This is a genomic window from Novimethylophilus kurashikiensis (genome assembly GCF_003112435.1).
Lineage (GTDB): Bacteria > Pseudomonadota > Gammaproteobacteria > Burkholderiales > Methylophilaceae > Novimethylophilus > Novimethylophilus kurashikiensis.
In genome coordinates, this window is record NZ_BDOQ01000023.1 from 1 (window position 1) to 14,668 (window position 14,668).

General features: G+C 54.3%; 15 protein-coding genes. All 15 read right to left on the reverse strand.

The window, feature by feature from the left end:
- Positions 1-927, reverse strand: a 927-nt coding sequence (locus NMK_RS18970) for a putative Ig domain-containing protein (RefSeq protein WP_305778759.1), incomplete at its 3' end; no start/stop codon positions are given.
- Between the two features lie 12 nt (positions 928-939).
- Positions 940-2,787 (reverse strand): protein-disulfide reductase DsbD, encoded by a 1,848-nt coding sequence (gene dsbD / locus NMK_RS17420; RefSeq protein ID WP_181376333.1) that lies wholly within the window; start codon positions 2,785-2,787, stop codon positions 940-942.
- 22 nt (positions 2,788-2,809) lie between these two features.
- Positions 2,810-3,715, reverse strand: coding sequence for an FAD:protein FMN transferase (locus NMK_RS17425; RefSeq protein ID WP_109017051.1), 906 nt, complete (start codon positions 3,713-3,715; stop codon positions 2,810-2,812).
- Positions 3,715-4,869, reverse strand: a complete 1,155-nt coding sequence (locus NMK_RS17430; protein WP_109017052.1) for a DUF3570 domain-containing protein — start codon at positions 4,867-4,869, stop codon at positions 3,715-3,717. The genes NMK_RS17425 and NMK_RS17430 overlap by 1 nt, the downstream gene beginning before the upstream one ends.
- A gap of 26 nt (positions 4,870-4,895) precedes the next feature.
- The gene (locus tag NMK_RS17435; RefSeq protein ID WP_109017053.1) at positions 4,896-5,123 is read right to left on the reverse strand and encodes a DUF4266 domain-containing protein; all 228 of its coding nucleotides are present in this window, start codon (positions 5,121-5,123) and stop codon (positions 4,896-4,898) included.
- The gene (locus NMK_RS17440) at positions 5,120-5,611 is read right to left on the reverse strand and encodes a TlpA family protein disulfide reductase (RefSeq protein WP_109017054.1); all 492 of its coding nucleotides are present in this window, start codon (positions 5,609-5,611) and stop codon (positions 5,120-5,122) included. The genes NMK_RS17435 and NMK_RS17440 overlap by 4 nt, the downstream gene beginning before the upstream one ends.
- Before the next feature lie 222 nt (positions 5,612-5,833).
- On the reverse strand, positions 5,834-6,202 hold the full coding sequence (locus NMK_RS17445) for an EamA family transporter (protein WP_109017055.1): 369 nt from the start codon (positions 6,200-6,202) through the stop codon (positions 5,834-5,836).
- A gap of 44 nt (positions 6,203-6,246) precedes the next feature.
- Positions 6,247-8,013 (reverse strand): glycosyltransferase, encoded by a 1,767-nt coding sequence (locus NMK_RS17450; RefSeq protein WP_109017056.1) that lies wholly within the window; start codon positions 8,011-8,013, stop codon positions 6,247-6,249.
- Positions 8,010-9,680, reverse strand: coding sequence for an ArnT family glycosyltransferase (locus NMK_RS17455; RefSeq protein WP_181376334.1), 1,671 nt, complete (start codon positions 9,678-9,680; stop codon positions 8,010-8,012). Before NMK_RS17455 ends, NMK_RS17450 begins: the two co-directional genes overlap by 4 nt.
- A 34-nt stretch (positions 9,681-9,714) precedes the next feature.
- A complete protein-coding gene (locus NMK_RS17460; protein WP_109017058.1) occupies positions 9,715-10,359 on the reverse strand; it encodes a tetratricopeptide repeat protein in 645 nt (214 codons plus the stop codon).
- A gap of 15 nt (positions 10,360-10,374) precedes the next feature.
- The gene (locus tag NMK_RS17465) at positions 10,375-11,178 is read right to left on the reverse strand and encodes an SDR family oxidoreductase (protein WP_109017059.1); all 804 of its coding nucleotides are present in this window, start codon (positions 11,176-11,178) and stop codon (positions 10,375-10,377) included.
- On the reverse strand, positions 11,175-11,828 hold the full coding sequence (locus tag NMK_RS17470; RefSeq protein WP_109017060.1) for an iron-containing redox enzyme family protein: 654 nt from the start codon (positions 11,826-11,828) through the stop codon (positions 11,175-11,177). The genes NMK_RS17465 and NMK_RS17470 overlap by 4 nt, the downstream gene beginning before the upstream one ends.
- Positions 11,815-13,320 (reverse strand): AMP-binding protein, encoded by a 1,506-nt coding sequence (locus tag NMK_RS17475; RefSeq protein ID WP_109017061.1) that lies wholly within the window; start codon positions 13,318-13,320, stop codon positions 11,815-11,817. Before NMK_RS17475 ends, NMK_RS17470 begins: the two co-directional genes overlap by 14 nt.
- Positions 13,317-14,012, reverse strand: coding sequence for a thermostable hemolysin (locus tag NMK_RS17480; RefSeq protein WP_109017062.1), 696 nt, complete (start codon positions 14,010-14,012; stop codon positions 13,317-13,319). The genes NMK_RS17475 and NMK_RS17480 overlap by 4 nt, the downstream gene beginning before the upstream one ends.
- Before the next feature lie 202 nt (positions 14,013-14,214).
- Entirely contained in the window at positions 14,215-14,649 is a 435-nt protein-coding gene (locus NMK_RS17485) for a hypothetical protein (RefSeq protein ID WP_146187236.1), read from the reverse strand.
- Positions 14,650-14,668: the final 19 nt, after the last annotated feature.

A 14,668-nucleotide genomic window follows, 5' to 3' on the forward strand; every position in this document is an offset into this window, starting at 1 on the left:
CGCAGAGGCATCCACGCTCAACGCTGTCGTTCCCGTCGCTACCGCCGCAGCAGCAACGCCCGTGCCGATCACGACACGCTCAATCCCGGTGTCTCCGGCATACAGCGTCAATGTGTCGTGCGCCGTCGTGCTCGTGAAGCGCACTTCGTCTCCGACATCACTTCCTGTATCCGCGATTTCCGCCTGCGTATGCTCTGTGCCGGCCGACATGACATAGATGTCATTCCCGGCGCCTCCATCCAGCGCGTCATTCCCGGCACCGCCGTTCAAGACGTCATTGCCAGCGCCTCCTGACAATGTGTCATTCCCCCCTAACCCGGCGAGTATGTCGTTTGCCGATGTCCCATTGATTACATCGTTACCACCTGCAATGGAGATCGTAAAAACAACAGAAACGCTGGCTGAATGCGTGTCCGTTGCAATAACTCTCACGCTCAGAATACCCTCTGCGGTAGCGGGAGGAGTCCCCGTGAAGGTGTGTGTTGTTGCATTGAATGTTAGCCATGAAGGCAATGCTGTTCCGGTCGACAATTTCGCGGAATATGTCAAAGCATTGCCATCGGCATCAGTAAAGGTATTCGATGGAACCGTAAAACTGAATGCACTGCTGGTTGAAGTGGTTTGATCTGCGATGAGATTGGCGACTGTTGGGGCATGATTACCTAACGTCCTTAGATCAACACTTGTTGCGCCAGAGTCGAAAGTCAAAAACTCAACGTTCGTCAAATGAATATGATAAGTTGCACTCGCCCCGGAGACCGAATCCACCGAAACGCTGCCATCCACATTCGAAGTAATCGTAAAGCTCGATCTCGACAACCGATCGAAACTGAGCGTATCGGTCCCAGCCCCGCCATCCAGAGTCAGCACCTGACCATACCGTTGTACGGTCCAATAATCATTGCCTGAAGTTCCGACATAAGCCATGTGTGTTCTCCTTTATCGTGATATCGACCGGAAGCCGGCGAGGTATTGTTTGAGGTGCGCGAGGAAAGCATCGGCCTCGAGATAGCCGACAACGCGACCGTGCCTGATTTCCTGACCTGCGGGATTGAAAAGAATAATTCCTGGTGGACCGAACAGGCTGAATTGCTTCATCAGGGCGCGATCTTCATCGCTATTGGCCGTAACGTCTGCCTGGAGCAGGACGAGCTTGCCCAATTGCTCGGCCACTTTCGCATTGCTGAAGGTCAAGTGCTCCATTTCTTTGCAGGCCACGCACCAGTCGGCGTAAAAGTCTAGCAACACGGGGGCATTGGTGGTCTTGAGTGTGTTTTCCAGCTCAGCCAGGTTGTGGATGCGTGAGAACCTCACCTCGGGTTGCTGCTTGGCTTGAACATTGCTGGAAATGTACATATGACCCAACGGCTGTACGGCATCGCGCCCACCGCTCGCGGCCCCTACGAATTCCAGGACGCCGACCAGCAGGAATACCAGCCCCAGCGCCCTGACAAATCGGCCTCCGGCACTGACTCGGTCTGTCATGGGATCGAATACACGCAGGAAGACGGCGCATAACACTGCGAATGCGCCCCAAGAAAAAAGCAACGCCCAGCCCGGCAGGACTGGCGTTAGCATCCAGACGGCAACGCCGATCAGCATGAGGCCGAATCCATGCTTGACCTCGTTCATCCAGGCACCCGCCCGCGGCAGCAAACTGCCCGCGGAAATTCCTGTCAGCAGCAACGGAACACTCATCCCCAATGCCATGGAAAAGAGCGCAAAGCCGCCGATCAGCACGTCATGTGTCTGACTGATATAAACCAGAGCCCCCGCCAGCGGAGCGGCAACGCAAGGCCCTACGATCAGCGCCGAAATGGCACCCATGATGAAGACGCTGGTAAAGCGCCCGCCCTTAAACCGATCGCTGGTCATGCTAAGCCGCGACTGCAATGCGTTAGGAAGTTGCAGTTGGTAGACGTCGAACATGGACAGTGCCAAGCCGATGAGCAGCGCTGCAAAGGTGATCAGTACCCAAGGTTTTTGCAATGCGCCGGCAAGACCTTCGCCGGCCATTCCTGCAGCGACGCCCATCCCGGTATACACGAGGGCCATGCCCAAGCTATAGCTCAGTGCCAGCAAAAAACCGCGTCGGCGCGTTACGTTGCCTTCACCGACGATGATCGAAGACAGGATGGGCACCATGGGAAGCACGCATGGGGTTAGCGAGAGCAACAGGCCAAAGCCTAAAAACATCATCCCGATCCGTCCCAGTTGGCGGCTCTGCAGGGCCTGTTGTGCGAGCGTTCCCTCGTCTCGAGGGGTATCCGTATTAGCGGTGCTTTCAGGCTTGGTGGCGGTGATGGATGAGCTGTTCTGCGCGGTACCCTCTTGCAGTGCGCCCGGATGAGCTGCATCCACGACAAAACGCTTAGTGATGGGTGGATAGCACAAACCTGCTTCCGCACACCCTTGATACTTGATCTTGAGCGTGAATGCCCCTGTCATTGCCTTGACAGGCAGGCCTACCGCCAATTGATCATGGTAGGTTTCGACTTCCTGGCCGAGATTCGGATCGACAGCACGCTCACCATCAGGCAATACTGCCGAGCCGATTTTGGAGGCATCCTCCTCCGCTTCAAAACTCAAGCGTTCACGATAAAGCTTGTAGCCAGGTGCGATCGTCCAATCCAGTGCAACTTTGTGGGTATCTGAAAGCTCTGCCTTCAACTTAAATGCTTGGGACGGATCAAGAAACTCATCCGCAGCCGCAGAAGCCACAAACAACCACATCAGCAATATTCCGCTCAAAGTGGAAAGCCAGTGCATGGGAGTTTGATTCTTCATATTTTTCCCGTATTCGTAATCGTTAAAACGTCTTTTGATAATTCTCGCCACCATGGTCGATCGCTAGGTAATCCATGCCAGTGCTTTCCAGGAACTCGATCCCAGCCTGCTCTTTCAACATGGCGATCGTGGTACAGCTTCCTGCAACGATGGCCACGGGCGCCAAGACACTGATCGACCGCCAATAGCCAACCGGGAAGCCGCGTTTAGGGTCGAGAATGTGGCAATAACGCTTGCCGTCCAGCTCGAAAAAGCGCTCGTAATCCCCACTTGTTGCCAGTGCTCCGCTTTCTACAGGAATGGTGGCAACCACTCGGCCGGGAACGCGTGGATCCTGAATGCCGATTTGCCAAGGCTGCCCGTCGGGCTTGGGCCCGATAATCCGCATATCCCCGGCAAGATTGACATAGCCATGCTGCACACCCTCGCCCATCAAGACTTCGGCTGCCCGGTCAGCGGCATACTCCTTGCCGAAACCGCCGAAATCCACCTCCATGCCGACATCAGGCAGCCGCAAGGCCTCCCCGTCACGCTCGACGCGATGCCAGCCAATCAGGGAAAGTGCTTCATTCAATACCGTCTCGGAAGGCAGGGCCGGCTGCTTGAAATTCCAGGCCCGACGCAATACGCCTGAGGTCATATCAAAGAGACCGCCGCTCGCTTCATAAAGCGAATCGGCATAAGACAAGAGCGAGAGGGTTTCCTCGTCGACTTGGATCCAATCACCGCCTGCCGCACGATTGATTTGGGCAGTTACGCCATCCTGGGTATAGCGCGAATATTTATGCTCGATACGCTTGACCTCATCGATGGCAAACTGAGCCAGGCGACGGGCTTCAGCCTCATTCACGGCGGCAAGCATCACCTCGCAACTGCTGCCCATAGCATCGAAGGTCAGGCGAAAAGTGGTCAACTCGGGCGAGGTCATCAGAAATACCGAGTGATCCCGAACTGGAAGGTACGGGCATCAAAGGGAGCGAGCCCTGGGTCACCAGTGCCTGACCAAGCCCAGTCGCTACGCTGCTTGTACTTCTCGAATTTCACATCGAGCAGCCAATCAGGACTCAGTTGCTTGGCCACCTTGAGCCCCACCGTAACTGCGCCAAATGCTGACAAGCGCTGGTCTTCGGAAAATTCGGTGGCATTGACCGAGGGGAATGTAGGCCAGGATGGATTTGCCGGATCGACAGGCAAATAGAACCGCGCTGCCGTTTGGGTATAAAAACGGACCCCCGGCGTGAGCGTCCAGCCGTAAGGCAAGGGCTGCACGTATTCGCCGGAGATCGTATGGGCCCGGATATCCCAGGTGTCCCAGTAATAGCGGTAGCTCAAATGGCTAGTCCCATCTGTGAACGCAAAGTGATGGTTCCAGCGCGCAAGGATGGTCCGGTGATTGCGCTCGCGGGGGCGCTCGTCTGCCAGTTTATAGGGGTCGGAAAAATAACCGCGACCGTGAGAAAAGCCGTAGTTGAGCTGCGCGATATCCTGCTTAGTCAGCACCTGCGTGACACCGACCATGACATCGGTAACGTTTTTCTTCTCGTGAACGCCGCCGTAGCTGGGCGTAATGGTGTCGTCGCTCGTGCCGACACCTAGGTTGAACGTGGTGTTTTTGTCTTCGGTCGAAATCGTGCCTTGGGCAGACAGACCGCGAGAAATATAGTCCGACTCCTGCGAATGACTGGCACCTAGCGTCAGTGAGCCACGCGGAAAATAGCGAGTTACGCTAAGATCGACCGCCTTGCGGTGATCCTTCATCTTGGTGAGCTGCTCGGTGTGGAACGCCGGTGAGGCGCCGGAGACCACGTCGGAGGTAAACGTCCCGGAAACTGACCAGACGCCGGCTACGGGTGCCATCACCATGATGGACGGCGCATGAACTCCAATGCGATCTTGGCCGGATTGGCTATCCTGATAGTCCAGATACTTCAGGCTTATCATGCCTCGCTCGGGAGCTAAGTCCGCGTGAGCGTTTTTTGCGGCCATCAAAGCAGTCGCTGCGGTTAAAAGCGCCAAGCCGATCGCAGGCCCAGCGGTTGCGGAATGCGGACGAGCAGCGCTCACTACTTGTTTTGTTTTCATTGTGGCTTTTTTCTTGGAATTTCTGCTTAATTGCAGCCGCACCCGCCGCCGCCTACCCCGGCGCCTCCCGAGGCCGCTTCCTTGCTGCTGTAGACATGCTCTGTAAACCGGACATCCAAGGCATCGCCTTCAAAAGTCATTTCAGGCCGAGCTAATGTTCCCTTTTCCCAAGGTTTGACATTGGCACATCCGGTCAAGGACATGTACCCGGCCACGACCACGATTGTGCGCACCAGCGTTAGAGTGAAACTCATTTGGCCCCCTCGACTGCGGCCCGGATATTTTTCTCGAGCTCGGCGCGATCTGCGTCGTTGAATCCGCTATGCTCCAGAATCACCTTGCCGTCGCGGCCGATCAGGAAACTGCTGGGCATGCCCTTGACCCCGTACAGTGCTGGGGTGGCGGCCTTGCCGTCGAAGGCAATCGCGAATTGTGCCGGCATTTCTTTTAGGAACTTGGCCGCATCGCCATTGTTTTCATCCAGATTGACCCCAATCACTTGAAGTCCCTGTGACGCATATTTGTTCTGGATTGCGTTCATCCAGGGGAAGGACTTTCGGCATGGCCCACACCATGATGCCCAAAAGTCCAGATACACCACCTTGCCTTTGTATTGGGAGAGATTGACCTGCCCACCATTGGGACTGGTCAAGGAGAATGCGGGCGCCTCGCGCCCTGTGAGGCTTTCTGCCGCGCATGTAATGCTGAGGGTTAAGAGTAATGGGGTGATGATTCTTTTCATTGTTTCGTCCCTTATGGATTTGTTATGCAGCGAAAGATATCATTTTTCGAAATTACCCACTATTAAGCAATGGATATGCCAAACGACTGCACCCTCTCATAACCATCTGTATTGAAGAGGAATAGCGAAAAATTTAAATTTTCTTTAACTTGGGAAAATGCCTGCAAAAAATGTATTCATACAATAATTTCATACATTTTATGCAGGGATTGATGGTGCACTTCAGGCGATGAGGAAAACGCCAAGGACGATAAGAAAAAGCCCGGCTACCTTGGTGAGATTCAAGGACTCGTTCAAGAAGACCGCTGAAGCGATGGTGACAGTGACATAGGAAAAAGATGTCGCCGGATGCGCCTTGCTCAATTCCACCCGCGCGATAATGGCAAGCCAGGTCAAGAATGCCAGGATCAGAAAGACGAGAGCCAACCAAATCAAGGGTTCGGTTGCAATGGTTTTCAGGTAGGCCGCCATCGGGGACCAAGCGTACACCGGTAATTCTCCATGCGCGGCCAACCCCAACTTCAACAATAATTGCGCACCGGTATCCCACACGAGGATCATTACAAACAAGCCGATGATCCCGGCATCCATTGGTTTCCGCGTCCAACTGCGTACAGTGGCTACCGTTCTCGTGATCAAAGAACCACCTTGGGCCCAAACCCCAGACGCCAGAGAATCAGCGTGCCGAATATCCGCAGTGAATCGGTGATGGGACGGAACTTGGAAGAACGGTTGTCATCCAGATAAACCGTGGGGATGGTGACGGAGGCAATACTGCGGCGGCGTGACAATGCCAGCAACAAAATCTGGAACTCCGTTTCGTATCGACACCCTTCGATAGTCGCAGCGATTTCCGCTGCAAAACGTTGGCTAAATCCACGCATGCCAGATTGGGTGTCCACTGGCGCAGCAGGATAAATCCAGCGCAGCATGCCGCTAGCCAAGGTATTTCCCAGCTTGCTTCTGCCCGGCATCCGGCTGATGTCGCGTTCGCCCACCACCATATCAATTTCTGGCTTCATGCACTCGAGTAATGACTGGATGTGCGCGGGAGGATGCTGGCCATCCGCATCCAACGTGATCAGCGCTTGAAAATCATAGCGCTCCAATGCTAATCGGAACCCCGCCATGAGTCCCACGCCCTTGCCCCGATTTTCTGGAAAACTAATCGGAACGATTTTGTGCGAGAGCGTTTTGCACAAACGAGTGATAATTTCGCCGGTTCTATCCGAAGAGCCATCATCGATAACGATGACACGATCAGCATATTGCGTTGCAGCAATAATGACAGGCTCGCAATAATCCTCGACGTTGAAACAAGGAATAATCGCCACCGATCCGACCTTTTTTCGAACAGGCTGTGGCTGCAACTCATATGGACACCACCCGTCAGCATCGAAAAAGCCTATTCCTCGGGCTAGCTTGAAATAAGCTTGCTGTGCGTCCGGCAAGTACTCCCGGGAAATTGTTAGCTGACAATCATCCCCCACCATAAACGCCTGCACAGCACGAATCGCACGATTGTTAATACAGTCGATCAATTCCATGGCATCACTCAGGTGTGCTAAGTCAATTTTGAACCGAGCTGTGCCTGTGACGATATACAGTTGCGGGGCGCCTAAAAGCCTCGAGAAGCGGGAAAGCCTGTAATAAATCTTGATATCGTGTTCGTCATGCGTAACCTTGATGAGACTGGATCGTTCGTCAGAGGACGCCTTCAGGTCGAGGTACAGTTCACGTGGTTGAGCATGCTTCAGGAAACGCCAGCTGCCGAGCTTCATCTGGCTCTCGTGCGAGAGGATAGCGACGCGTTTCAGCAATAATTGCACAGGTGAAAGTTGCATGGACTCGGCTACGGTGGAGCCTTGAGCCTCTCCATGGACTAGATACGCTAAGACCTGTGGACGCTCCAATGCCGACGGCCAGCGCTGCAACAAAATATCTATCGCAACGCCAGTCGCATTATGGTCCGGGTGCAAGTCCCGCATTGAGGGAACAATCAGCAGCGATGGATCCCATTCAAGCACTTCTCGCTCAAGGGCTTCCATGCCATGAGCCCCCACCCCGTTCGTGAGCAGCAAATCTGTCAGTCCTTGATCAGGAAAGCCTAAGAAAACAGCTTCTTCGGCTTTCACTCCAAGCACACTCAAGGCTGACAGTGCCTCCTCGCGACGACGACGCCCCCAGCGCATGCGGTCGTTTCTTGCAATGGTCCAGCGCTTCTCAATATAGCGCTGGGGCCACGGATTATTGTCGCCGTCGGTGATGAACACGATGCGCACGTTGGCCCCGGCTGCGATTGCTTGCTGAATTAACCCACCGGCAGCAATAGATTCATCATCGGGATGAACCGCGAGGATCATTACGCGAGCACTGCGATTGAATGCCAGGGCCAAGCTCATACCCGGCCCTTTCCAGGGAACGGAGAAAACCCTCGTTCAATAGCTGACGCCCATACGACAGCCCATTGGCTTGAACTACCAAGAGCGGGTTTAAATGTATGACGACCGGGTGAAAGCGTGCGTCCCCCGGTATAAGGGCTGCCATCTAACTCTGTAGCTTGGTCGCCTCGATCTGAAACCAATGCATATACGGTGGGAACGCCGACTTCGAATGCAAAGGATCCATCGGCATTCATAGCTTTGTCATCAATGAGCCTCCCGGCCACCCGTAAAGCCCCAACGGATACAAAATTATCGTTCAGGAAAGCGCGTCCTCGCGGAGGAAAAAAACCACTATCTGCGGCCGCCACGGCGGTTCCTGTGCGAATGACATCTTCCGGAATAGTGTCCTGAATCAGTCCCAATGAAATACGTTTGCGTGTAACCCCCTCGAGGACATAATAAAAAGGTCTAGGACGAAATACAGTCTCGCCCTTGAGGTCAATTATGCGGTCGCCCGAGTGGGTCAATTGCAGGGTTTCAGAAACCAGTTGCGTTGGCGCAGATGTCTTCATCAACTGCCATGGTTTATCCTTCGCGATTAAGATACTGGCTTCAACCAGAACCAAGACAACAAGAACACCTTGTTTGAAATTTCCTGCATGACTCCTCGAAGTCTGTTGCATCGCATCTATCCAACACCCTGTCGCAATTACGACAAAAAGTGGGATTAGAGGCAGAAAGTCTTGCCGTGTGACGAGCGGCCAAAAGCCATAAAGACCCAGGATGGAAAATCCGAAAGTAAGAAAAATAACGGTGCGGCGAAAGCGCATTCCAACATCCCGGCTGCTACGATTAACAACCCAGGTACCTATTAGAACTAACGGAATTAAGCCAACCAGCACCTTGAACACTCTGGCGAAGTGCTTCCAATGCCCCAACCCCGGCACAATATTGTGCTGAATGACGCCATAATACATTGGGCCAAATGAGCCTTTGGCAACAAAAAACAGCACAAACGCAACAGGCACAACCAGCAACCCCACAAGCAGCCAGATGGCATATCGCCATTTGTGAATAGCAGTTTCTCTAATCTTGTCTGTTGCCAACCCAAGAGAGACGATGACCGCCAATAGCAAAGACAACAGCAATAGGCTTGTCTTCATCGATACAGCAATAGTCGCTCCCAGCAGCAAACCAACCAACAAAAAATGTGACCGCCTCAATGGCTTTTGCACCAACACGGTCATGGCAAACAGCCAAGGCACAATCCACAAATCGTCAGTGCGGAACTCTAAAGAAGTCAGAAAAAATAATGGAAATAATGCAGTAATGAGCGTAGCCCATAAAGCAGACTCTTTAGTGAACAGCGCCTTACCCATCTGATATACGGCCAACAACGAAAGCAGGTATAGCGGGATCACGCTCAACCGCATCAACTGAAGGATATCCGCGCGCTCGCCCAAAGCAGCATAAACCGGCGTGAACAGCATGTGAAACAACGGTGTGTGGTTATCGAATACGTCGCGATATTGGAGCAGACCATTGGCCCAACCCCAGATCACGTGAAGGTGCTGGGGTTCATCGCTATCGATGCGCCAAGTGTAAACAGAGAAGACACGAAGGGTGATAAGCAGCAAGGCAGCAAAGCCCCACCACGCCCAGGAGGAATAGCTTTTTCTTGTCATTATTAATGGCGGTATTGTTATTGTGGCCGCCATCTTAACTACGCTGCTTTGCTTTGTCCAAATCCTGCTGGATTTCCGCACGACGCCCCTGGTCGGCATCCTCACGGCCTGGACGCGGAGGAGCGTTCAGCGCTTTTTCGAGATATTCGCGTGCCTTGGCGACCTCCCCTTGTTCCAGCAGAAAATCACCCAAGAAATAATTGCCGTCGATCCCATCAGGGTTGGTCTTCACCGCTTTGGTCAAATACTCGCGGGCCTTTTTCTTGTCCCCGAATCCGATGGGCCAGCCGGGGACTTTGTAGTACAAGCTGCCGAGCGAGGTATAGATGGAACCTTCGAGTGCATCCGGCTGGATTTTTTCGGCGGAGATCAGCAAATCTCTCGCAGCCTTGACTTGGCTCAGTGCTGTCAAAGAGCCTGCATATTTGGCAGAACTGCTAAGGATGATGGCCTCCCACACCATGGGTTCGACGCGCCCTGGATTGGCCGCAGAAACTTGATGTGCTTTTGCCACCAAGTCTTTGAAAACGGCTTCCTTCTGCTTGTCCGGCACCTGGTAATAGGCTTTGGCCCAGCCGTGCTGCAGATCGGCGACGGCTTCCATGACGTTGTCGGCAATCGCCAAGCTGTTCATTCCCAACAAGCTGGCGATAGCAATTAATTTGTAAGCAATTTTCATGATGTGCTCCTGCGTTTAGTCGTTGGCTACAGCAAAGTTACGGGTCTGGCGGTTCTGCTTGCGTAGGGCGAAATCGACCAGGCGCGGCAGAATGGCGTTGATGCGGACGAAAAGGGATTCGGGCCATCCGAGGTAACAGTCATTTCGGTCTTGCGCGATAGCACGCAAAATGAGGCTGGCGACGACCTTGGGATCGTCGGCATTCATGCCTACCGCTTCGGCCATGCGGTTGACCGCGCTGTTATTGATTGGGGTGCGAGTGAAGCGTGGCGCGACGTAAGTCACCCCGATGCCGGTCCCCTCCAATTCGCGGCGCAGGGATTCGGAAAACCCGCGCATGGCAAACTTACTGGCGGAATAGGACGTGAAATAAGCGAATCCAATCGAGCCGAAAATCGATCCGACATTCACGATTCGGCCACTTCCCCGCTGCTGCATCTGTGGCAGCAGCATGCGGGTGAGGTGCATCGGGGCCAGGACATTGACGCGCCAGAGCAACTCCAGCATGTCTGGTCGTTCTTGCTCGAAGTTGGTAAAACTGGAAACACCCGCACAGTTGATCAATACGTCAACGCCGCCCAGAACGGTCTGGGCTTGCTGAACCAAGGTTTGCAATGCACGCTGGTCAGTCAGGTCGCAAGCGTGAACGCGGGCTCGCCCGCCTTGTCGTTGAATTCGACCCTGTATCAAGGCCAACGCCTCGTTGTCGCGGTCCACCAGCAATAACTCGCCCCCGCGATCCGCCAAGGCTAATGCGAGCTCCTGCCCGATACCGCCCGCCGCTCCGGTCAATACAATGCGTGCACCGGTCATCCTCATTGCACGGTCTCCAGTGAACGGAAGATATCGCCGTACAAGCGAAACACCGTCTTGGCGCAATGCGTCAAACAAGCCTTGTCTTCTCCTGAATCCAAGCGATTGACGAGATTGCGGAAGAAATCGACGTGCTCGAGATCGAGCGCCCCGTGGCTGTTGAGATAGGTAAATGCGCTGACGGGAAGGTCGAGTGAACGTTGCAATGCCTCTGCCGCATGGATGGCGAGCTGGATACTGGTGCCTTCCAGCACATGCACCATACCGAAGAATCCAACCGGATTACCGCGTGCAATAGTGTCATAGGCGTAGGCCACCATGAGTTCGGTTTCGAAAACAGGTATGCCATGTCTCACCGAATCAGCATCTCCGCCGCATGCGGCAATGTCGTTGAGTATCCATTCCTGATGGCCGATCTCTTCTTCGATGTAATGCGCGATGGCTTCGCGCAGCCATTCCTTGTCGGCGCCGAGCTTAGAGCCGCAAGCCATGAGCAAAGGCACGGTGTGCTTGACGTGGTGGTAGGCCTGCGTCAGGAACGCGATGTATTGCGTTCGGGTGACTTCCCCTTTTAATGCCGATTGAATAATCGGCAGGGATTGCAAACGGTTCTGCTCGGCTTCTGTCGCCTGTAGCAGTTCCTCATAAAACGGCATGGATTTTCTCCTCGAGGGATGTGTCATAAATCGCATCGATGCGGGTGCGATACACTTCGAAAATGGCGTCGCGACGCAAACGTCCGTTGGGTGTCAACAGCCCGTTGACGCTTGAAAATGGCGACTTGGCTGCGATCCAGTTTCCGATCCGGGCGTAATCGGGTAATTGAAAGTTAGCCTGTTCGACGGCTCGCTGAAGCGTGGCCTGAGAAGTGTCTGGTTTGGCAACCACAACTGCGGTATTCCAAGGCTGCCCTTCTCCGAATACAGCTACCTGCAAGATGGCGTTGTTTTGCAAAAGTATGGATTCCACCCACTCCGGCGAAACATTGCGGCCGAACGAGGTGATGAACATGTTTTTTTTGCGGCCCGTGATATAGAGAAAGCCGTCGGCATCGAGGTAGCCGATATCCCCTGTAGGCCAAGTTTCATTGGGCCCCGGGTGTCCGATGTAGCCTAGGAAATGCGGCCCTGAGACCAGCACTTCACCATCCTCGGCAATACACAGTTCTAGGTGAGGCAAGGGACGACCAGCCGAACCGGAGCGGCGGCATGATGGCGTATTGAGAGACACCACTGAGGCACACTCGGAAAGGCCGTAACCTTCGAATACTGGGATCCCCAATTGTTCGGCTTGCGCCAATACTCGTTGAGGCACTGATGCGCCACCAACCGCGACAAAGCGCAAATGCCTGGGAATGACGTTCCCTTGGGCCACCACCGCAACCAAGGCTTGTAACATCTGCGGCGCCATGATGGCAGTTGTCGCCTGAAAATCGCTGAGCGACTTGACCATGCGCATCGGGTCCAGCCCTGATGCGCCGCTCAAGCCGACCGTCTTCAGCGATGGCACGCAGCAGCACGCACCGGCAAGTAGCGGCACATAAACACCGGCTAGGTTCTCCAGCAAGGTCGATAACGGCGTGAGACAAAGATGGCGGTCGGCGGCCGACGCAGAAGTTGCCTCGAGTAAGGACTGCACAACCGTTTCGATATGCTCGCCGCTCAGGCAGACACCCTTAGGGTCACCTGTAGTGCCGGAGGTATAAGTCACTTTGGCGGTATTTACGGGCAGCTCCACGGCATCGACCTCAAGGCGAATCAAGGTCAAGCCCTGCCATGCCGTGACCGCTTGATAGGCAATGCCGGTCTGCTCCAATAGCAAGACGAGATCATCGACACGATCGGTAAGGACGCCGTTGACACCACTATTGCGAATCGCATGCACGATCTGGGTTGGCGAAAAAAAGTGCGGCAACGGGACGCATGGAATTTGTGCGTGCCGTGCCGCGAGATCGCTCACTACCCAGGGGGTTCCGTTATCTGCCAGCAAGGCCAGCGTAGTAATTCCAGAAGATTGCAGAACCTCCGCGCCAGTCGTGATGGCCGCATTGAGTTCGGCATAGGTTATGACACGTGCGTCGTCGGCCAAGGCCGGGCCCAGCGGCACATTTCGCGCGTGGGCTGCAATCGCTTGCAACAAAAGACTCACGCGTGGGCCTCCACCGAGGCCAATCCACCGCGCAACAATTCCGAAAGATCGCCACGAGAAATCAGGGCCTGATATCCATGCGCAATATCGCCCGCCATGACCTTGGGCCCATGGTCGTAATAGCTGCCCCACGCCGCTCGCTGGGACTCTGGCAGATGTGCCAGAGTCGCGTCGCCCAGTTCGACAGGGCGCAGCCCCAAGCGATGAAATCCATTGCGCAAGCCGGCTGTGCCGGTAAAGGTCACCCAGCGGTAGCCTTCCTGCTGCAACAACGCCGTCACGGCGACAATGAGCCAGCGTGCTGCCCCCGGATACAAGGCAGAAAGGTGACCAACTTCGATGATTTCCTCGCGCGCTACTGGCTGACTTAGGCGGGATTGCAGAACCGACTCGATGGGTTGGCTAAGGTAGTTTTCAAGAAAGAGAGATGATGTTTCTGCTGAGCGAAGGCCAAATGCAGCAATCAGGTCGCCGCGCTTGGAACGCAGGCTGAGCAAGCGAGGCATGAATTGGCGGATCTGCGCCCCGTGCATTTCGGCAAACCGTGCCCCGATGAATTCCTCTACCTCTGCGCGGTGTCGCCCGAAGTATTCTTCGACATGAAATAAGCGCGCCAGATGTGCCTGAAAATCTGCCAACGACTGCGGCGATAATGACGGCAGCAGCGCTGGCGAGGTAGAAGCGGTTTGCATGTAGACTCCCTTTTTGCGTGAAATCGCTGAAGGGAATATGGCAAGGTGTGTGCCAAGTGAATAAAATCTATTTTATTATTATTAAATTCAATAGATTAGATAAATTTCAGAGTGATTTTATTAATCCGCTAGTAACGTGCAATTCCTGCACAGAATGGAAAAACCCGCAACTCCTTCCTACATTTTTTGCAGACTAAGAAAATTAGTCAGCGCAATCCGCTGGCACCTCTTGTAGCAGCTGACCGTTGGCACCGATGATCATGACGATGTTAGCCCGGCCGGCAGCACGGCAATAGGAAACGTATCCAATCGCGCCTGGGGTATCGCTGACAAAACGTAGCATTCCCTCTTCCGAAGCCAGTACATGCGGTGGCGAAATGCCATGAAAGTACATATCGCTCCAGTACTTTTCCATCTCATCGGGCGTTGCACCCAGGATGGCGAGAGAGAATGACTGACGTAGCGGGTTAGCTGGGGGAAGATTGACCGGCTGGATTTTCATGCCGTCCGACCAGAACACTTTCTTGCGTTTGAAGATGAGGGCAAGATCGTCTTTTTTGAGATTCTTGCCATGGCCTGGAGTTGTTATCACGGCAATGGCGCCCTCCCCGGCCGCTACCGCAATATGCCACCCCATCAGCAGCACCGCTGCCCAG